Origin of the sequence: Cupriavidus sp. YR651 (assembly GCF_900101625.1) — a bacterium.
Classification (GTDB): domain Bacteria; phylum Pseudomonadota; class Gammaproteobacteria; order Burkholderiales; family Burkholderiaceae; genus Cupriavidus.
In genome coordinates this window covers 90,373-110,167 of sequence record NZ_FMYZ01000014.1, presented here as the reverse complement: position 1 = coordinate 110,167, position 19,795 = coordinate 90,373, and the positions used below count along the sequence as shown (strand labels likewise).

Genomic DNA, 19,795 nt, shown 5'->3' with positions numbered 1-19,795 from the left:
GGGGCTCGGCGCCGCGCTATGTCAATGCCGGCCGGATGGCCGTGTCCGCATCGCAATACACGGCATACAGGAGGCCCATCGGGTTGCCGTGCTGTTCGAGAAACTCGCGGCGCAGCCCGAGCACCGCTTCGCCCAGTGGCTCGCCGGCCAGGAAGCGCTCGAAGAAGCGTCCCGCCCATTCCTTGGCGAACAGCGCCGGCGTCTTGCATTCGGTGCCAATCACGCCGCGTGCGCCCTTGTCCATGAAATACGGCGCAAAGCCGTCGTAGAACGTTGGCGACATCTCCGCGGATTCGCAGGCGTTGATGAACACCAGCGGCTTGCCGGCCAGCCTGACATCGCGGGGCGCGCGCAGTTCAAGGTCATTCAGGCTGATCAGTTCCTCGTTCAGCGCCAGGCTCGACGCCCCCGGGCCGCCGGCCTCGGTCAGCCCCTTGGACACGGCGTGGCAATAGAGGTAAAGGATCTGGTCCGGCGTCTGCGGGTCTCCCAGTGCGCCGATGAAGTCGTCCGGCGTGGCACGGTCAGTGACGCGCACGCCGATGCGGCCCGCACGATCCGTCCAGAACGCTCGCTGCGACTGCACGAAGTCCGCGCCCATCTGCGCGTCGATGCCGGCGTTGAAATTCAGGCTCACGCTCAGTTGCGGCGCGCTGGCGATCTCGGGCTCCATCACCGCCATCGGGTTCTGCAGCGGGATCTGCTCGACGATATGCCGCATGCCGAGGAAGTTGTTCCAGTCGAGCGGCACCTTGCCGCTGACATCGCCCATGTAGAGCAGCGACCACGGAATCGGCAGCGTCTCGGCGACGATCTGGATCTTGAGGCGCAGCCGCGGATCGGTGCTCAGCTGGCGCAATGCCTTGCCCACGGCGCGTACGTCATCGCCCGCGCCCGCGCCTTCGAACAACTTCATCATCAGCAGCGCGCCCGTGCGCGCCATGATCTGCAGCGCCTTGTCGGTGGCCTCCTGGGGAATGTCGATGCCGCGCTGGAACAGGTACTTGCCCTGCGCGTCCTGGTACATCACCACTTTCATGAGGTCGGCACGGGCGCCGACGATAAACGTATCGATCAGCCCCGGCGTGATCGGCAAGCGCACCCGCGTGGCCACCGGCCCGCACACCACGCACTCGTAGCTGTTGCCGATGCCCGGGTAGATCTGCAGGCTCAGGTCGCGCGGCTGCAATACCGCGATGCCTTCCAGCGACCGCCCACGCGTGGTCACCGCCGCCGGCGTCCCCGGCTGGCCAACGGCAAAGACGAGGTCCATCTGCTGGATAAACTGCCCATCCTTCAGGATCGTCGCCTTCAGGCTGCACGGGCCGTTCTTCAACGGGGAGACATCGAAGCGCGCCTTGGTGAAGCTCTTGCCGGCGCGCGGTACGCGGATCTGGCCAACGTGGCCGGAGATGTCGAAGTCGTCCGTATCGACCTGTACGGTCAGCACGATTTCCCGCGCATCCGGCGCGAACAGGCCCTCTTCGACAAACGTCACGGCGGCGGCGGCCGTAGCGCGTTTCACTTCGTCGATGTCGAACGCGAGCGTATACCACTGCCCCTGCACGATCGGCGCGCCGGCATCGACGCCCTCGAAGCCGGCGTTGATCCAGCGCGGCTGGCTTGGCGGCGCGACGGCCGCCGGGCCCGGTGTGGCGGCGGCTGTCGGTTCGTCGATGCCCAGCAAGCCGCCTTCGAAGCCCGCCTGCGGTGGTGGTGGAGGCGCTGCCTTCGCGCCACGCGACACACTGGGAGGCGGGCTGGCCGAGATGCCAGGCGACTCGACTGCAACCGGCGGCGATGGTGGCGGCGATGCCGACGCGGGAAACGGCACGCCGGGCGACAGGATGCGTCCACCGCCGCCGCTCTCGCCGCCACGATTAGCCTGATTCGAGAGCCCGGCGATTGCCGCCGCCCAGAATACGTGCGCGACTTCCGGATGCGCGATATCGCTATGCGCGCCGGCCGGACCGTCGCCATTCTTGATGACGTTGCTCGCTTCGAGATTGAAGATGCGCCCTTCGCTGAAGTCGTAGGGCAGGTCGACCGAGGCAATGGGCATGTCCACCGTGGCGGGCTCACCCTGTATGCCAAAAGCGCCAATGCCACCGTACTTCGGGAAATCGTCGCCCAGCAGGAACTGGCCCTTGACGCCCGCCCCCAACGGATAGAACTTGCCGACGGCGGAATCGTGCACGGAGCGGGTCGTGACCAGCGGGCCGCGCACCAGGTGTTGCTCTAGGATGCGCCGGAAATACCCGGGCGTGCCCGGCGCATAGGGCACATCGGCCGCATAGGCCCACAACGACAACGCCCCCTGCACGAGGAACAACGTGTCGACGGGGCGGCGCAACGCGGGCGTGCCGGCGCCGCCGGCAACCATGCCGGAGACGACGATGCAGCCAAAGCTGTGGCCCATCAGATGGAAATGCGCATCCGGACTGGCCACCTGCATCGCATCCAGCAGCGCGTGGGCGCCGGTTTCGCCGAACATGCGCGCGCGGTCCTTCATCTTCCAGAAGGAAAGCTGGCGCAGCGGCGAGAGGATGGCCTCCTTGATCTTGCCGCCGAGGCCAAGCAAGTGCGGCTCGCCGGCACCAGCGTCCGTACCGGCCTCGCCGGACTCCGACTGCGTGACGATGGCCTGCGGGTCAAAGCCGTCCTGATCCGCGCCAGGGCGCCCGCCCGAACTGCCCGTGCGCAGACCCGACACGCTGAACAAGGTGGCGAAGTCATCTTCGATGGCAGGCGTCAGCGTGGGGGTGTTCGCGACGTCCGCGTAGCTGAGGATGCGGTCGATCGCGGCGCGCGCTTCAGGGCCATCGCCAAGCTGCGAGGCCAGCATCGCGATATCGGCCTCGTGATCGAGCGACAGCACGGCCGCGCCCTCGGGCGGCACGGTTTCCATGCCCCACGGCAGGCTGGGCCAGTGCAGGCCGATCAGCATGGGATTGAAGCCGGGGCGGCGGTCGGCCATGTCGCCAAGGTCGGCGCCGCACGACGCCATCGCGCTGATCCAGTTGTCATACTGGGCGATGGCCGCGGGTACGTCGCCCTGCCAGCCGTGGCTGGCCACGAAGACATCGGTCACCGGTGCGGTCCGGTCGGCCAGGCGGGCGCGAATCGCGTCACTGAGCAAGGTTCCGTCGGCCTCGGGACGCTCCTTGCCGGCCTCGTCGAACAGGATCAGAAAGTAATCGATGTCCGTACCGGAGATCTGGCGAATCGGCATGTCCCACTCCCTGTAGTGTCCGCCTCGCGACGGGTGCGCACTTCTCCGGCGCGCATGGCACTGCGGCAGCGCTCAGGCCAGCCCTTGCTCAAAGAGCAACGCTTCGAGGTCTCGCCGTCGCAGCAGTCCGGCCATATCCGGATTGCCTGCCCACAGCCGCTTCATGGCGCGGATCTGCGCGGGGATGTCCGCGAGCTGCTGCTGCGCGATGTCGTCGCGGATCGCGCGCATTTCCTTGTAGCGGTCGCCGTCCGCATTGAACGAGGCGCCACGGTTGTACGCCAGCGAGACCAGTGCGCCGAGGCAATCGGGCGACAGGTTTTCCGCGCCCGGCGGCAATGCCGCCAGCGTGCGCGCCACAAAACGCGGGATCACGGTCTTCTTGAAGACCGCGTCCGCGGGCGCGAACGGCACGTCCACGGATTTCACCTGCGCGAGCATCTGGTTGGCCGTGTCGCCGGTTTTTCCACAGCACGGCGTCAGCGCGGCGACCGCTGCCGCACCGATGCCATCGTTCCAGTCGCGGGCGAGCACATCCGCCGTGACGTAGCCGATGTCGTAGCCAATACCGATCGTGACGCCCGACTTGCCCTTGGGCCAGACGGGGTGGCGGTATAGCTTGTTGTACGTGGCTTCGCTGCTGATCTCGAACGCGATGATCATGTCCATCGCGCGGTCCGACACGGTGGCGGTGCCCAGCAGCAGCGGTGTTTCGGGCGACGGATTATCGTTCTCGAAGAGCTTGCGCTCCTCGTCGAGAGAAACGTCGGGTGCGAGCAGGCCGGGCGTGCGGATCGTCTCGGCCAGAAGTTCGTCAAAGGCAGTCATGCGAGCCTCCCATGGCCTCATCCCACTTGACCGGCGGGCGTCTGACAAGACCAAGCATAGGCGAAAAAAAGCGCGCGACAATGCCGTTTTTGTCGTTTTTCCAGGTGTGGCAAAAACGCCCTCCTCCCCGGAGCCTGGCTGCCCGGGGGCACACAGGCTATCTGGCGGCAGCGCGATTCCTTACCAGACTGCACCAGTGTTTGGGGTCCTCGTAGCCGGTCGCACCCCAGATGGCCTTGTGATAGTCGCCACAAATCAGCGGCTTCACCTTGCTGAAATCGACATCGTTGTACAACACGCCCCACAGACAATCCCTGCCGTCATAGGACATGCATGCCGGATCGCCGCTTGGCATCACGGTGAACAGCACCTTGCCCGCGTTGGGTGGCGGGAAATTTCCCATGCGCCAGCGCAGGCTGCGCGGCGGCGGCAACGCTTGCGTGTCGGTGCTGGCGGCCGTCTCGTCGGCGCGGCCAGATGCCCCCTGATAGGTGTTGGCCGGTGCTTGCGCGGGGTTGGCTGGCGTTTCTGCCTGTTGTGTTGTTTCAGGCGTACTGGCGACTGCCTGATTTGGCTGATTTGCCTGATTTGTCTGATTAGGCGAATCGGAAGATGCGACCGGCGCGGCGGGTGTGACAGCAGTTGGCGCGGTGACCGGTGCCGTGTCGGCCACGATGAGATTGGAGTCCGTGTGACCGCCATCGCCGCCACGGTTTGCCAGATAGATTCCAAGGCCAATCGCCACGACGGCAGCAGCCGCGCCCGCCATCAGCATGCGCGGCGGTGGCTTGCGCATGCCGGGTTGCGCGATGAGCGGCGAGATTGCAGGCTGCGCGCCGGTGGGTGAAGGAGATGCCGTCGGGCTTGGCGGAGTGGAAGGCATGGTGGGGGACGCGGGCCTGGCCATCGGGGACGGCTGCTGGCCGACCGCTGCGGAGGCCGTGGATTCGGGCTGCGCGACGCTCGTCGTAGCACCAGCCGATGGTGCGGCCACGTACGGCCGCAGGGCATTGAGCAGCACCTGTACATCGGATGCCCAGCGTGCGTGCGTCAGCTCCACGCCGTTGCGGTAGGCGAGGTCGGCGAGATCCTCGGGCAGATCATCCGATCGCGGCATGCGAGCGCCATGCACCAGAACTGGTACGACGGGGATATCACGACGCAGCGCCGACGCCGTCTCCAGGCGGACAAAGTCCGCGGCGTCATCGAGCCGGCGCGTGCCCCGTTCGTCCACCGCAGCCAGCCAACCCTTGCCGATCACCGCCAGCAGCACCGCGCAGGACGACACACGTTCGTCGATGACTCGCCGGAAATCACGGCCGGGCTCGATGCCTGCCACGTCCATGAAGACGGCTTCCGGGCCGAAATGCTCGGCCAGATCGTCATACAGCCGACCCGCCTGGCCTTCGCTGTCCTCGCGCCGATAGCTGATGAAGATGGCTCCCATGCGTGCCTCCGGGGCGGATCCCGCACGTCGGGATCCTGTGTCGTCTCAATACTAGAGCGACTTGCGCGGCATGCAAGGAGCGAGGCACATCGAAGCCAATGCAGGGCAGCGCACGGTCGGCGCCGGAATTTCGGATACGGGACCGCGCCACACACGCAGTTTCATGGGTGGCATGGCGCTGCCTTTCGGGGAGCCGTGCATGGTCGGCCGCCGACGTGCTTGCCACCTCAATTGAGGCGCTGGCTGCCCGCCGGGCCGCGCCAGCCTTGACACTATGATTTTCATAGTTATACTGGACTGGATCGATCCATCGTTCAACAGACCTCCAGCCGGCCGTACCCATGTCAGATTCACTTGCCTCCGCAACGTCGCTCGGGATGTCCCGGCGCCAGGTTTTCCTGATGGCCCTCAGCTGCGCGCTGGCCGTCTCCGCCATCTACTATCACCAGCCGCTGCTGCCTCAGATGGCGGCAGGGTTTGGCGTGACATTGGCGGACGCTGGGCTTGTGGCGACGCTCACCCAGCTCGGATATGCAATAGGACTGCTGTGCTTTGTTCCTCTTGCCGACGGCATTCAGCCCCGCAAGCTGGCGTCGCGGCTGATCGTCGGGAATGCGGTGGCGATGATCGGGTGCGCCATGGCGCCGACCTTTCCTGTATTGGTGGCGTGCAGTTTCATGGTCGGCATGACGGCGGTCACGGCTCAGATCATCATCCCCGCCGTGTCCGGCAGAGCGATGCCCGCGCACCGGGGGCGCATCGTCGGTGCCTTGCTGGGTGGGCTGTCATCGGGCGTCCTGCTTGCGCGCATGCTGAGCGGGATGGTCGGCGGCCAAATGGGTTGGCGTGCCATCTTCGTCCTGGCTTCCATCGTCGATGTGGCGCTGCTGGCCGTCGTCAGGGAACTGCCGGTGTCCAACGGCCTGACCGTGATCCGCTACCGGGAGCTGATCGGCTCTCTCGCCGTCCTCGTCCGCCGGGAACGGCAGCTCCGCATTTCCGCCGCAACCGGCTTCCTGGTGTTCGCCGCCTTCAGCGCACTCTGGGCGTCGCTCGCCGCATTGCTGGTACGCCCGCCTTATGCGCTGGGTCCTGCCGCCATCGGCGCATTCGGGCTCATCGGGCTCCCCGGACTTGCGATGTCACCCCGAATCGGCGCAATCGTCGACCGAATCGGCGCGCGAACCGTGGTTTCAGCGGGTGCGATCACCGCCGCCGCAGCCTTCGCCTGCATCGCGATGGCAGGTAGCAGCGTGGCCTGGTTGATCCTGGGGATGATTCTGCTCGACCTCGGCAATCGCGCCGGGCTGGTTGCCAACCAGGCTCGCATCTACACGCAACGCCCCGAGGCCCGCAGCCGTCTCAATACCGTCTTCATGGTGTCGTACTTCCTCGGCGGCGCAGCCGGGGCGGCACTCGGTGGATATGCAGTGCATCGCGCCGGCTGGATCGGGCTTGCGGCAGTCGGCACGGTGCTCGCCCTCGCGGCCGCGGCGGTCAACACCCTCTCCTGCCAGCTATCGCGCACGGCGCTTGCCGAGCAGACACGCTAATTCGAAACACCATTGCGATAACTTTTCTTATCGCAATCACCCCATCGTCGATCTAAACCCGTCTGCGCAGAAACGGGGGGATCGCTGACTCGCAAGGCGCGACCGCCGCGGATTGGCCGATGGCCGCCGCCCTCCGGGTGAGCATGCACCACGAGCAGCCAGCCGCGCACCCGCTTGGGGAAAGGCCGGTGCCGCGCCCGCCCTTCATCGTGGCAATTGCACCCATTTTTGCTCACAAGTCTTGCATACAAGGCTGGCATACGACTTGCTGAGTAGGTCCCCGTGACCGCAAACCAAGACAAGCCTTCCGCCGATATCGCCCAGCGCATTACCGAGGCCATGCTCGCGCAAAAACTGTTGCCGGGCTCCCGCCTGGGTGAGCAGGAGCTCGCCGCGCTGTTTGGCGTCAGCCGCACGCTGGTGCGCGAGGCGCTCATGCGGCTGGCCGCGCGAGGCATGGTGACCGTCAGTTCCCGGCGCGGCTGGTACCTGATCGAGCCCGGCGCGGACGATATCCGCGCCGCCTTCGACGCCCGCCGCATCATCGAGACCGGTCTGCTGCGCGATGTCAGCAAGGATCGCCCTCCCAGCCAACCGGCGATCCATGCCCTCAAGGTACATATCGCCCGCGAAAAAGCGGCCCTCGACGGCGACGATGCCGGCGCACGAAGCTTTCTGCTGGGCGATTTCCACGTGTGCCTGTGCGCGTCGCTCGGGCATGGGCTGCTGGTCGATACCTTGCGCGACCTGACGGCGCGCACCACGCTGGTGGCCAGCCGCCAGCAGTCCGCGACGGCTGCCAGGCGGTCCTGCGCCCAGCATGAAGACATCGTGAACGCGCTGGCGGCCGGCGACGGCACCCGTGCGGCGCGGCTGATGGCAGCTCATTTGCACGAGGTGCACGCCAGCCTGAGCGTCGTACCGCCCGAAGATCCGCTGGCGCAGCTTCGCCACGCGCTGGCACCCGTTTCCGATGCCACGTCCCTCACCCCATCCACTGGCTCCCCGCAAGCATCCGGGAACGCCGCCCCTGCTCCGCAACCCACCTCCAGAGTAAAAGGAACGACCCGATGATCCCGACTCCCTCGTCCGCCATGATGACCCGTGCGGGCGGCGCCGCTTCCGCCGCCCGCCGAACCCTGCTGCTGGCCCTGTTTGCCGGCGCATGCATGACGGGCCTGCCCACGGCGGCACAGGCCGATACGCTGGCCGATATCACCAAGGCCGGTGTGCTGCGCGTGGCCGTGCCGCAGGATTTTCCGCCGTTCGGCTCGATTGGCGCGGACATGGCGCCGCAGGGCCTGGATATCGACGTCGCCGCGCTGATGGCGAAGAAAATGGGCGTGAAGCTGCAACTGGTGCCGGTCTCCAGCACCAACCGCGTGCCCTATCTCCAGACCCGCAAGGTGGACCTGATCATTTCCAGCCTGGGGAAGAATCCGGAACGCGAGAAGGTGCTCGACTTCTCCGAGGCCTATGCGCCCTTCTTCAATGGCGTGTTCGGCCCCGCCGACCTGCCGGTGAAAGCCGCCGGGGATCTCGCCGGCAAGACCGTCGGCGTCACGCGCGGCGCGGTGGAAGATCTGGAACTCACCAAGATCGCCCCGGCCAGCGCGGTCATCAAGCGCTACGAGGACAACAACGCGACGATCTCCGCGTTCCTTTCCGGCCAGGTCCAGCTGATTGCCACCGGCAACGTGGTGGCATCGGCGCTCATCGCGAAGCATCCGCCCAAGGCGCCCGAGACCAAGTTCCTGATCAAGAACTCCCCTTGCTTTATTGGCATGAACAAGGGCGAAGGCGCGTTGCGGGACAAGGTCAACGCCATCCTGGCCGAATCCAAGAAGGACGGCTCGCTCAACTCGCTGTCGATCAAGTGGTTGCTGCGGCCGCTGCCGGCACAACTCTGATCGCGGCAAACCGGTTCCATCGTCATGGCTTACCAGTTTGATTTCCTGTCGGTGCTGGACTACTCCGACGTCTTGCTCAAGGGCATTGCGGTCACCGCCCAGCTCACGCTCACCGGCGGCGTGCTGGGCGTGGCGGTGGCCATCTTTGGCGCCTGGGCCAGGACGCAGGGGCCGGCGTGGCTGCGCGCGATCATCGGCATCTATGTCGAGTTGATCCGCAATACGCCGTTTCTGATCCAGCTCTTCTTCATCTTCTTCGGCTTGCCGAGTCTGGGCCTGCACCTGCCGGAGATGGTCGCCGCCTCCCTGGCCATGGTGATCAACCTGGGCGCGTATGGCACCGAGATCGTGCGCGCCGGGCTGGCTGCCACGCCGCGCGGGCAGTTCGAGGCCGGTGCCAGCCTGGCGATGTCGCCGCTGCAGGTTTTCCGCCACGTAGTGCTGCGCCCCGCGTTGCAGAAGATTTGGCCGGCGCTGTCGAGCCAGCTGGTGATCGTCATGCTGGGATCGGCGGTCTGCTCGCAGATCGCGGCACAAGACCTGACCTATGCGGCCAACTTCATCCAGGGGCGCAACTTCCGCGCCTTCGAGGTGTATCTGGTCAGCACGCTGATCTATCTGGCGCTTGCGCTGCTATTGCGTCAACTGCTGCGCGGCGTGGGCCACCAGCTCTTTGCCCGGAGGGCCCGATGATCGAGTTCACCCTGTGGGACATCGTCCGCAACCTGCTGCTGGCGGCGCGATGGACCGTGCTGCTGTCAATGGTGGCGTTCGTGGGCGGTGGCGTGGTGGGCCTGCTGGTGCTGCTGATGCGGACCAGCAAGCGGCCGCTGCTGCGGCGCGCAACCTGGGCGTATATCGAAGTATTCCAGGGCACGCCGCTGCTGATGCAGCTGTTCCTCGCCTTCTTCGGGCTGGCGCTGTTCGGCATCGATGTGCCCGCCTGGCTGGCTGCGGGCCTGGCGCTGACGCTCTGGACCGCTGCCTTCCTCGCCGAGATCTGGCGTGGCTGCGTCGAGGCGATTCCGCGCGGCCAGTGGGAGGCTTCCGGCAGTCTGGCCATGAACTACGTGCAGCAGATGCGCCACGTGATCCTGCCCCAGGCGCTGCGTATCGCCGTGGCGCCCACCGTCGGCTTTGGCGTGCAGGTGGTCAAGGGCACCGCGCTGGCATCGATCATCGGCTTCACCGAGTTGTCCAAGGCGGGCACCATGATCGTCAATGCCAGCTTCCAACCGTTCACCGTCTACGCCGCCGTCGCGCTGATGTATTTCGCGCTGTGTTGGCCGCTTTCGCAATACAGCAAATCGCTGGAGAGGAAATTCCATGCCGCTCATCGCCATTGACCAGGTCCACAAATCGTTTGGCAGCAATCAGGTCCTGAAGGGCGTCTCGCTCATGGTGGAACCCGGTGAAGTCATCGCCATCATCGGCAAGAGCGGTTCGGGCAAGAGCACCCTGCTCCGCTGCATCAACGGCCTGGAGACCATTGACGCCGGCGCCATTACCGTGGCCGGTGCGCATCTTGCCGATAGCGAGCTGCAGTTGCGCGCGTTGCGACTGAAGGTCGGCATGATCTTCCAGCAGTTCAACCTGTTTCCGCACCTGAGCGCGGGGCGCAATGTGATGCTGTCCCCGATGGTCGTCAAGGGTGTGCCCGAGGCCCGCGCACGCGAACTGGCCGAGGAAACCCTGGCGCGCGTGGGATTGTCGGCCAAGTTCAATGCCTATCCCGACCAGCTCTCCGGCGGCCAGCAGCAGCGCGTGGCCATCGCCCGGGCATTGGCGATGCAGCCTGCTGCGCTGCTGTGCGATGAAATCACCTCGGCGCTGGATCCGGAACTGGTCAACGAGGTCTTGCAGGTGGTGCGCGGCCTGGCTGCGGACGGCATGACGCTGCTGATGGTCACGCACGAGATGCGCTTTGCGCGCGAGGTGTGCGACCGCGTGGTCTTCATGCATCAGGGCAAGGTCCACGAGATCGGCCCGCCCGACGAGGTCTTTGCGCGGCCACGGACGGCCGAACTGCAGCAGTTCCTGGGGATGGTGGAAGCCTAGGCGGGAGCATGCCGGCCGGCTGTCGCAAGGCGTCCGCCAGCCGATGCCACCTCCCCCGACGCCTTCCCCAATGCCTCAGCCGAAGGCCGACTCGATCTGCCGCGCCCGCTTGACGCTGTCACCGTGGAGGTAGAGCGAGGTCGTCGAAACCGATGCGTGGCGCAGGTTGTCCCGGACGGTGGTGAGCTCCGCGCCGCGCGCCAGCGCGTGCGTCGCGTGGGTATGGCGCAACCAGTGCGGGCTGGCATGCCGCAGCTTTTCCGCCGTCGCCGGCCGCTCTTTCTCGATCAGGTCCGCCGCCGTGGAGAAGAACCGTTTCATGACGTTCCACAACCTCGCCCCCGAGATGCCGGATCGCTCGTCCGGCCCGAGATTGCCCACGATCGGCGACTTCGGGTCCCAATTCACACGCGTGACCGGCAGCCCGCGCTCGGCCAGGTTGCGATCCAGCGCGTTGCGCGCCATGGGCGGCAGCGCCACCCTGCCCGCCTTGGCGCCCTTGCCCACCAGATGCAGCCAGTGGTCTCCATTGACGTCGGTTTCGATATTCCGCAGCGTCGCGCCCACCAACTCGCTTGCCCGCAGACCTGTTGAATAGGTGAAGTCCAGGATGAAGCGCAGGCGTTGTGCCGCCGGCGCCTCCCATCCATAGGACCATTCGAGGCCATCGGCGATGGTGCGCGTCAGCAACCATTCGCCCTCGGAGAACGCGTGCGAGGTGTCGATGGCCGCCGTCCGCCCGCCACCCCTTACCTTGATTCCCGCAAACGGGTTGGCCAGCACATAGCGCTGCTGCACCAGCCAGCGGAACATCGCGCCCAGCACCGACAACGCGTACGCGGCAGACCGCGCCGACAGCGCCCCCGTGAAGGGCCGCCAGTCCGCCGACGTCCGGGGCCGGGCCGGGCCCACCCAGCGCGTACGCGGCGAGGGCTGACGCAGGAAGCCCCGGTAGGCGGTGGCATCCTCGGTGGTCAGCGACGACAGCGGTCGTCCCCGTTCGATGATGGCCCAGAGGATCAGCCGTTCGGCTTCCTTCCGATACGCGCGCTGCGTCGCCGGTGATTCGTGCAACGCCAGCCAGGCCTGCACCGCTTCATAGTCATTCCCCGCGGTCAGCGTGCAGGTTTCGCGCGGGGCCCGGAATTGCCCCAGCGACCCGTTGACCTCCTCCGGCAGGCGCAACGCTTCCCACGGCACGATCATGCCCCGTGGCTCCGCCGCGATGAGCGCGCGGGCACGTTCGGTCAGCGTGGGGTGCTCGCGGAAGAACGCCTCGATGCGGCGGGCGCCGGCCATGCCCAGCCCCGGAATGACCGCCCACCATTGCCGCCGGCGTGGAATGCGCACGGTCAGGTCAGCGAGCGTATCGATGCCTTGCGCGCGCAGCGCCGTCACCGCGGCGGGCGCCAGCCAGAGTCCGATATCGTCACCGATGGCCGGGGCGGGTGCGGGCAAGCTCCGCAGCAATTCGATCGCCTGGTCCGCCGCCCTGCCTTTTTCGGCCCGCTCGGTCGCCGCGAACTCGAACAGCACCGCAAGGTCCTCGCGCAGCCGGTAGCGCGCGTAGGCGGCAAGCTGGCGGCGGAGCCGGCCGAGGATGCCACGCGACGACTGCCCGTGGCTTCTTGCTTCGCCCAGATAGCGCGCGACGGCCTCACGCGAGGTCAGGCCTGCATGCCAGGCACGCAAGGCGGCGAGCGATGCGGCATCGGGAAATCCGGAGGGCGCCGGAACGGCGGAATGGGGGGCGGCTGGGCTCAATGTCATGGAAGAGAGTTTAGCAGCCGGCACCGCACATCGCGATAAGGTTACTTATCGCAATGTGCGGAGGAAAATTTACGCCGCAGGCTGCGAGATCCGTTGCCAGTCGTGGGCAGACCACACAGCCCGCTGGCGGAAATGGCGCGCCGCCTGTGGGCGCATGCCGCCGCGCGAGAGCGCGCTCCGAAACCGGACTACTTGACGACTTGTTCCACGGCCTTTTCCCGCCGGGCTTGCGCCTCCTTCAGCAAGGTGTACGCCGCGTAGTACTTATAGATATTGCGTACGTAAGTCGTGGTCTCCATGCCAATCTTCTCCGCCACCACGATTTCCACGTTGTTGAACCATTTATCGGGGTTCAGGCCCCGCTCGGTGGCGAGCTTGCGCATTTTCGAGATATTGCCCGGGCCGGCGTTATAGCTCGCAAACGCAAAGAGCGTTCGGGTGCTGCCTTCAAAATGCGCATCGGCAAAATAGCGCGTCATCAGCTGATCCATATACTTGGCGCCGGCGTGGATATTGGCTTCCGCGACGGCAATGCTGCCCACGCCCATTTCCTTTCCGGTGGCAGGCATCAATTGCATGATGCCGACCGCGCCGACCCGGCTCTTGCGCTTCTGGTCGAGCTGCGATTCCTGAAATCCCTGCGCCGCAAGCATCAAGGGATCAAATCCATACTGCGCGCCGTATTTCTCAAAGAGCGCTACCGTCTCCTGGAAACGCTTGACCTCTTCATCGCCGCCGTTATTGCGGATTTGCTTGAAGCGCTTCATATACTGGCTCAGGCGGTACTCGGCCACGCCTTGTTTCTTGAGGAAATTCTTGTAGAAGTCGTCGATGGCGGCATTCAGTTGCGGGCTGCCCTTGCGAGTCGCCCAACCGACATAGCCTTCGGCACGGAGCACAAGGTCGTCGTGAATCTTGATTTTCGGCAGTACCAGCGCCCACAGCCGCGCTTTCCAGTCATCGACCACGATGACATCGATCAGCCCCGCATTCAGCATCTCCATGGCGTCTTCATCTTCGAGCGCATCCGGCAGCATGACGAGCTTGAGCCCCGGCTTGCCGGCATCGCGCAGGCGCCGGTCAAGCAGATTCAGGCTCTCGTAATAGCTGGATGACTTGCGGACATGGATGGTGCGTCCCGCCAGGGCGTCGAGCGACGCAATCGGTTCGGCTTTCGGGCCGGTGATGACAAGTTCCTTGACCGGCTTGCGGTCACGCGGGGCGACAAAATCGACCTGCTTCTCCCGCTCGGCCGTTACGGTGAGATTCCCTGCTGCGATATCGCCAAGGCCGGCGTTCAGGTCCGAAAGCATCCGATCCCGCGTGGTGGGAATCAGGTACACCGTAACCGGGCGCTTGCCCAGTCGGTCGGCATAGGTCTTGTTCAGGTAACGCTCGAAGTCGCGCACGAGTTCGGCGGTCAGGCCGCGTTCGTGGCCTTTGTCGAGGAAATAAAGCGAGCGGCTGTAAGGCACGAGGACCCGGATCAGGCGCCGCTGCATCATGGCGTCGAAATCGCCCTTCCACGGCTGGACGGCGAGGCCCAACTGGCGTTTGGATGGATCCCCTTTGGCCAGAGCGGCCGGGGCATTCGGAGACGAAGCACCTTTCGCGGCGGCAGGAGTCGTCGCGGAGGACGGCGCGGGTGCCGAGGACGGCGGCGCGGAGAACGCCAATGGCATCCCCAGCGCAAGGATTCCCAAAAGCAGGCGGCAGACCACCAAGCCAGCGCCCGTAAATAACCGAGATCCACGCAGCATGGTGCCCTCCCTCGACCCACGACAAGGCGACCGGGACCCCAACCGTCATCGACAACATGACGGGAGTCCACCGACGTCACGGCCAGAAAAAAGGGATGCTGCAATGCGGAACACAGACACGCAACCCGGCAACAGCGGCGCCCCTGCACTAAGAGGTCATTTAAAAAAGATCCTGGCGTCGTTGCGCGGCCTGGCCGTACCACTTGTACTGTCTGCGGCCGCGCGCCTAGCCAGGACCGCTTCGCTTCATTTTTAAACGACCTCTAAAAGGAGCATAGTGCATCCCTTACAACTTGCTGGCAGTCGTAGCGATCGCGCGAATAATTTCGGCGACGCCCTGAGCCTTGCTGCACCGCGTCGGGAAGAAGCATCGGAAAAGGCGCTCGCCGGAATGCTCAGCCTTCCCGCGTAGACGCTTCGCGAAGCAGATCCAGAATGTGGTCCAGCATGTCGGTGACGGTCTCCCCGACGACCTGGATCTTCGCGACGTCCGCGGCCTTGACGACGTCGGAAAAGCACCCGATCAAGCCATTGATCTCGGGCTGTTCGAAAACGGCCAGGCCGCCGCCGGCCCGGTGGCACCACTTCCGCAAGTCATCGACGGACACATCCTCGAGGCATTTCAGTAGCGACCGACGATCCTCCTCGATGGCGCTTTCGCATACGCGAAACATCTCGTCCGACCATTGCAGTGCGCCCGACTTTCCGAACAGATCCTCCCGGCGGATCAGGGTGCGGTCAAAACCGATGGGCGCCGCGTCTTCCGTTGCGGAAGGGTCCGCGGCTTCGGCATCGTCGCCCGCGTGCTCCGCATCGCGATAGCGCGTCAGCGCGCGCTGGATCGAGGCGAGCGTCGTCGGCTTGAGCACATAGGCATCCATGCCGACCTCGAAGCAACGCTGATGCTCGTCCGCCAGCGTGGTCGCGGTGACGCCGATCACAGGGAGCCGTCGCAAATCCGGATCCGGCGACGCACGAATCCAGCGCGTGAGTTCGAAGCCATCCATGACCGGCATATGGCAGTCCGTGACAACAATGTCGAATCGTCTGTGCTGCAGCGCCCGCATCGCCTCCTGGCCGTTCTCGCAGAGCGTGCAGTCATAGCCGAGCAGCGCCAGTTGTTGCCGGACGAGCTCCCGGCTGATCCCATGATCCTCGGCCACCAGGACATGCTGGCGCGGCGCGCCGTCATGGGCCGACGCAAGCGGGAGACCCGATGGTGCTTGCGTCGGGAGGTCCGCCGCGTCCTCGCCTGACGCCACATCGTCCAGGGCCAGTGCTTCCTGTATGCACGCAAGGAAAGCGGACCAGCGCAGCGGGTTATCGCTGAGTCGAATCTCACCGTCCGACACGCTGAACCCCAGCTGCTCCGTTTCTGATGTCACACGAATTCGCCGGCATCGCGGGCTGCCAGGCGCTTCGGCCATGTCCGACCGCATGCACAGATCGCCGGCATCGCGTATGGCATCCACGACGGCCAGACCCGCCGCCGCCGCGTAGGCGCGAAGCGAGGCATCGGTCCTTGCATCCTCCACCTGGATATGCAGGCGATGGCCCGCGAATCGGGGAAAGTCGTAGCGCGCATCGACGACTGGGCAGCGAACCACCAGGGTGACGGTCGTCCCCTCACCAAGCGTGCTCTGCAGCGTCAGCTCGCCTTCCATCAGCTCGGTGAGCCGTTTGCAGATCGACAAGCCCAGTCCCGTACCGCCAAATCGTCGCGTCGTCTGGTGCTCGCTCTGCACGAACGGGGCAAACAGTCTGGAGGCGTCCTGCGGGGCGATGCCGATGCCCGTATCGGTCACCGAAATGGCCAGCGTAATGTCCCCTTCCTCGGCAGCCTTGGCCCGAATGCCCAGGGAGATGGATCCCCGGTCGGTAAACTTGATGGCATTACCCAGAAGGTTAAAGAAGATCTGCCGAATTCGAATCGCGTCGGCATGGACGGTTGCGGGAACATCGTCATCAATCGTGATGTATACATTCAGGCCCTTGCTATACGCCTGTGGCGCAAGCAGCCCGACAACGCTGTCCGCCAGTTCACGCAAGTCCGTCGGCGCCGGGATGATCGACAGGCGGCCCGCCTCGATCTTCGCGTAATCAAGCACGTCGTTCAGGATCTGCGCCAGCGCATGGCCGGACTCCTCGACCAGCGAGAGCATCTTGTGTTGCGCTGATGAGAGCGAGGTGGTTTGCAGCACTTCGATGAGTCCGAGAACGCCATTCAGCGGCGTCCGTATTTCATGGCTCATCATCGCCAGGAAGCCCTCCTTGGCCCGAAGCGCGGCTTCCGCGACATCCCTTGCCTTGCCAAGCGCGTCCGCCTGGTAGTGCTGTTCGGTGACATCGGCGATCACACCGCTCCAGACCGTCTCGTCTCCGTCGCGCCGGCAGATCGCCCGGATGGTCACCCATCTCATGCCGTATCGCCCGAGCAAACGACACTCCTGCTCGACGGGTTCCTGCGTCCGTTGCGACGCCCGGAACGCCGACCGCACACGCTCAACATCGTCGGGGTGCAGGTATTTGGACAAGAGCTCGGGAGTCGCCAATATCTCCTTCGGCGTCAATCCCATCGACGCATCGCTATTCCCGGCCGCATAGGTGATTTCCACGGGCTGACCGGATGCGAACACGTGCCGCATCTGGAAAACGATGGCCGGCAGGCTGTTGGTCACATCCTGCAGACGTCGCTCCAATAACTGAGCCTGTTCGCGTGCCTCGTGGATATCCGTGATATCGAACAACGTACCGATGACGCCATTGGCCCCACCTCCGGCGTCGCGATATTCCTGTTGAATATGGACGACGGTTCTTTTCCGCCCCGACACGTCGGTCAGTTCCAGTGGCGCCTCTGTTGCCGAATCGAAAGACCGTTCATCCATGGTCTTGAGAACAGATGCCTGCGCGCCTTCGAGTGACTGGGCGGTCTTGCCGATAATGTCGTTGCGCCGAATGCCAAATACGTCCTCGAACGCCGCATTGACCTCGACGTAGCGTTGCGTCCCATCCTTGGCTATCACCGGATATGGCAGGCAATTGAGCAGGGCTTCCTTGAACGACAGCTGATGCGTCAATTGCCGCTCGGTCGCGGTGCGCAGGCGGATCTCCTTGCGAAGGCGAACAAAGCTGAAACCAACGATGAGGCAAGCAGCCGCTCCGATCAGCAGGAATGGCAACGCCCGTCGCAAAATCAGATCCCACGGCGTGTAGAACTGGTATGAGGCCGTCAGCCAGCGGTCACGGATCCGGGTTCGTTCGGTATCGGGGATCGTCCTGAGCATGCGTCGCATCACCGGCACGAATTCGCTCATATGAGGGCCGGCAAGCACCGCAAAATCCTCACTGAAGCCTGCATGGCCGGCAATCCGCAATTCACCCGCATAATCCTGCCGCAGCAACGCATCCATGGTCGTCAGGTTGCCAATCGTTGCCACCGCATCCCCACTCCGCACCGCGGTCAGCGCATCCCTCAGCGTCTCCACGCCGACATGCAACGTGTCCGGCGTGTGGCTTCGTATGGTGTCGGCCATCGGATCATTGCCGGCAATGGCAAGGGATTTCCCGGTCAGGGCCGTCAGGTCTGGAATATAAGGTGCCGTTGCCGGTATGACGATCACCATCGGCGGCGATTCGTAGACGCCAAGCGGCAGCATCTGCCCAGGCGCCGGATAGTGGCCGGGCAGTCCTGCCACCAGGTCGATTTCTCCCGCCTCCGCCAACCTGAATGCTTCCGACAGATTCGCCGTCGGAACATACTCAACCGGCAGATTCAGATCCTTTCCAAGGTAGGCGAGGTAATCCACCGTGATGCCGCTCACCTTTTTTCCATCGCCTTCCACGGAATAAGGCGGCAAGAACGAAGCGACCGTATAACGGAGGACGCCCTTCTTCTCGATCGCCTTGGCGACCTCTTCAGACACGGCGCCGGAGGCGTTATTGGCGGCGCCGCCGTCCGGATAGAACCAGCGTCCGCGCAAATTCTCGATGGTGTCGGGGGACAGTGTGGCCAGCCGGCGATCCAGTTCGCTGATCACCGCTCGCCTGCCGATGGGCGCACCGTAATGGAATCCTTCGGAATGCGGCGTGATCAGGCGAACCGCGCGCAATCCCATATAGGACGAGCGGTCCAGCAACCGGCTGATGGTGAGGGTAATACCGACATATAAATCGACTTTTCCCGAAGCCAGCATGTCAAGCGCGTCGGTAATCGTATCGGCTTCAACGACTTTCCCATTGGGATGCATCTCGATCCATTCCGATGCCCACGGGGAGCCGCGCTCCAGGACGACGCGCGCGGTGTCCAGATACACATCGTCAAGCGCACGCGCATCGCCTTCACGTGCCACCAGTACGATGCTGCGGACAAGATAGGGAGCGGAATAAATCAGGCAATGCGCAAACTCGTTACGTGGCACCGCGCTCATGATCAGGTCCACTTCGCCGTCGCATGCTGCTTTCAGCAATGCCTTCCGGTTCGGATACGTGCGTGCGGTCAACTGAATGCCAGAGCCAGCCAGCAACTGTTTCAGCAGGTCGCCACTGAACCCGGTTGGCTCGCCATTGACCACGCCCTCGATTGGCATCATCTCCCGGGGTACACCGCCGACAACGAGTTGCTGCGGGAGTCGGCCAGCGTTGACGAGCGTCTGAGAAGTGGGGGTACCGTTGTGAGATGTCGCCGCCAGCGCCGAAGTCGTCATTGCGGCGACCCACAGGGAAAGCAAGAACGACGCAAGGAAATGAAGTCTTTTCGAGTACATCGTCACTTCCATAGACACCGTCGTGCCGCGCGTTTTCCGGTGTCGGCGGCAGCGATTGACGGACTGGCTGCGTGGCACCGTTTCAGCATGCATGTAATGCACTGTCTACCAGTATAGGACTTGCCCGGGAGGCGCCTGTCGTTGCAATCGTGGCTGCCACGGTGCGAGAGAAATCGCTGACTTTGCAGAGCGTTTATTTTCTTGCTGCCTCGGTACGGACCCATCGCGGTTGCTTTTCGAAAGAGCTCTATTTTCGGAGTCGGCCATCCATCCTAGCCTTTCCATTCCGGCAGCTCAGCCTGAATCATTCCGCTGACTGGCACATCGAAGGCTGTTTTTCCTGTCGGCGACTGACGAGACTCGCTGATCTCTGATGTTATCCACCGGCCACTCCCGCGACAATACAACGTCCGAACCCTGGCCGCACCACGCTATCGCGACATGGTCTCTCGTCTTGCTGAAAAGCTGCCCTAC

12 protein-coding genes are annotated in these 19,795 nt (G+C 64.5%); 6 read left to right on the top strand and 6 right to left on the bottom strand.

Going from position 1 to position 19,795, the window contains the following annotated elements; translation table 11 throughout:
• Window positions 1-16 precede the first annotated feature (16 nt).
• The 3 genes from BLR29_RS27020 to BLR29_RS27010 all read right to left on the bottom strand — a co-directional run bounded on the left by BLR29_RS27020 (window position 17) and on the right by BLR29_RS27010 (window position 5,507).
• Complete coding sequence (locus BLR29_RS27020) at window positions 17-3,232, bottom strand: CHAT domain-containing protein (RefSeq protein WP_092141545.1); 3,216 nt, start codon at window positions 3,230-3,232, stop codon at window positions 17-19.
• A gap of 72 nt (window positions 3,233-3,304) precedes the next feature.
• Complete coding sequence (locus tag BLR29_RS27015; protein ID WP_092141542.1) at window positions 3,305-4,060, bottom strand: lysozyme family protein; 756 nt, start codon at window positions 4,058-4,060, stop codon at window positions 3,305-3,307.
• Between the two features lie 157 nt (window positions 4,061-4,217).
• Window positions 4,218-5,507: a TIR domain-containing protein gene (locus tag BLR29_RS27010; RefSeq protein WP_092141539.1), complete on the bottom strand. Its 1,290-nt coding sequence runs from the start codon at window positions 5,505-5,507 to the stop codon at window positions 4,218-4,220.
• A 377-nt stretch (window positions 5,508-5,884) separates the two neighbouring features.
• Here BLR29_RS27010 and BLR29_RS27005 point away from each other — a divergent pair, with 377 nt between their 5' ends.
• The 6 genes from BLR29_RS27005 to BLR29_RS26980 all read left to right on the top strand — a co-directional run bounded on the left by BLR29_RS27005 (window position 5,885) and on the right by BLR29_RS26980 (window position 11,028).
• Window positions 5,885-7,060 (top strand): MFS transporter, encoded by a 1,176-nt coding sequence (locus BLR29_RS27005; RefSeq protein WP_218132721.1) that lies wholly within the window; start codon window positions 5,885-5,887, stop codon window positions 7,058-7,060.
• 282 nt (window positions 7,061-7,342) lie between these two features.
• The gene (locus BLR29_RS27000) at window positions 7,343-8,134 is read left to right on the top strand and encodes a GntR family transcriptional regulator (RefSeq protein ID WP_092141533.1); all 792 of its coding nucleotides are present in this window, start codon (window positions 7,343-7,345) and stop codon (window positions 8,132-8,134) included.
• Window positions 8,135-8,157: 23 nt separating this feature from the next.
• Window positions 8,158-8,970, top strand: coding sequence for a transporter substrate-binding domain-containing protein (locus tag BLR29_RS26995; RefSeq protein ID WP_092141621.1), 813 nt, complete (start codon window positions 8,158-8,160; stop codon window positions 8,968-8,970).
• Window positions 8,971-8,994: 24 nt separating this feature from the next.
• Entirely contained in the window at window positions 8,995-9,663 is a 669-nt protein-coding gene (locus BLR29_RS26990) for an amino acid ABC transporter permease (protein ID WP_092141530.1), read from the top strand.
• A complete protein-coding gene (locus BLR29_RS26985) occupies window positions 9,660-10,316 on the top strand; it encodes an amino acid ABC transporter permease (protein WP_092141527.1) in 657 nt (218 codons plus the stop codon). The genes BLR29_RS26990 and BLR29_RS26985 overlap by 4 nt, the downstream gene beginning before the upstream one ends.
• Window positions 10,297-11,028 (top strand): amino acid ABC transporter ATP-binding protein, encoded by a 732-nt coding sequence (locus BLR29_RS26980; protein WP_092141524.1) that lies wholly within the window; start codon window positions 10,297-10,299, stop codon window positions 11,026-11,028. The genes BLR29_RS26985 and BLR29_RS26980 overlap by 20 nt, the downstream gene beginning before the upstream one ends.
• A gap of 75 nt (window positions 11,029-11,103) precedes the next feature.
• Here the strand turns inward: BLR29_RS26980 and BLR29_RS26975 are convergent, their stop codons facing one another.
• From BLR29_RS26975 to BLR29_RS26965, 3 genes are all read right to left on the bottom strand, one after another.
• Window positions 11,104-12,798, bottom strand: coding sequence for a phage integrase family protein (locus BLR29_RS26975; RefSeq protein WP_092141521.1), 1,695 nt, complete (start codon window positions 12,796-12,798; stop codon window positions 11,104-11,106).
• 188 nt (window positions 12,799-12,986) lie between these two features.
• A complete protein-coding gene (locus tag BLR29_RS26970) occupies window positions 12,987-14,558 on the bottom strand; it encodes an MltF family protein (RefSeq protein WP_176861074.1) in 1,572 nt (523 codons plus the stop codon).
• 395 nt (window positions 14,559-14,953) lie between these two features.
• The gene (locus BLR29_RS26965; RefSeq protein WP_176861073.1) at window positions 14,954-19,333 is read right to left on the bottom strand and encodes an ATP-binding protein; all 4,380 of its coding nucleotides are present in this window, start codon (window positions 19,331-19,333) and stop codon (window positions 14,954-14,956) included.
• Between the last annotated feature and the right edge of the window lie 462 nt (window positions 19,334-19,795).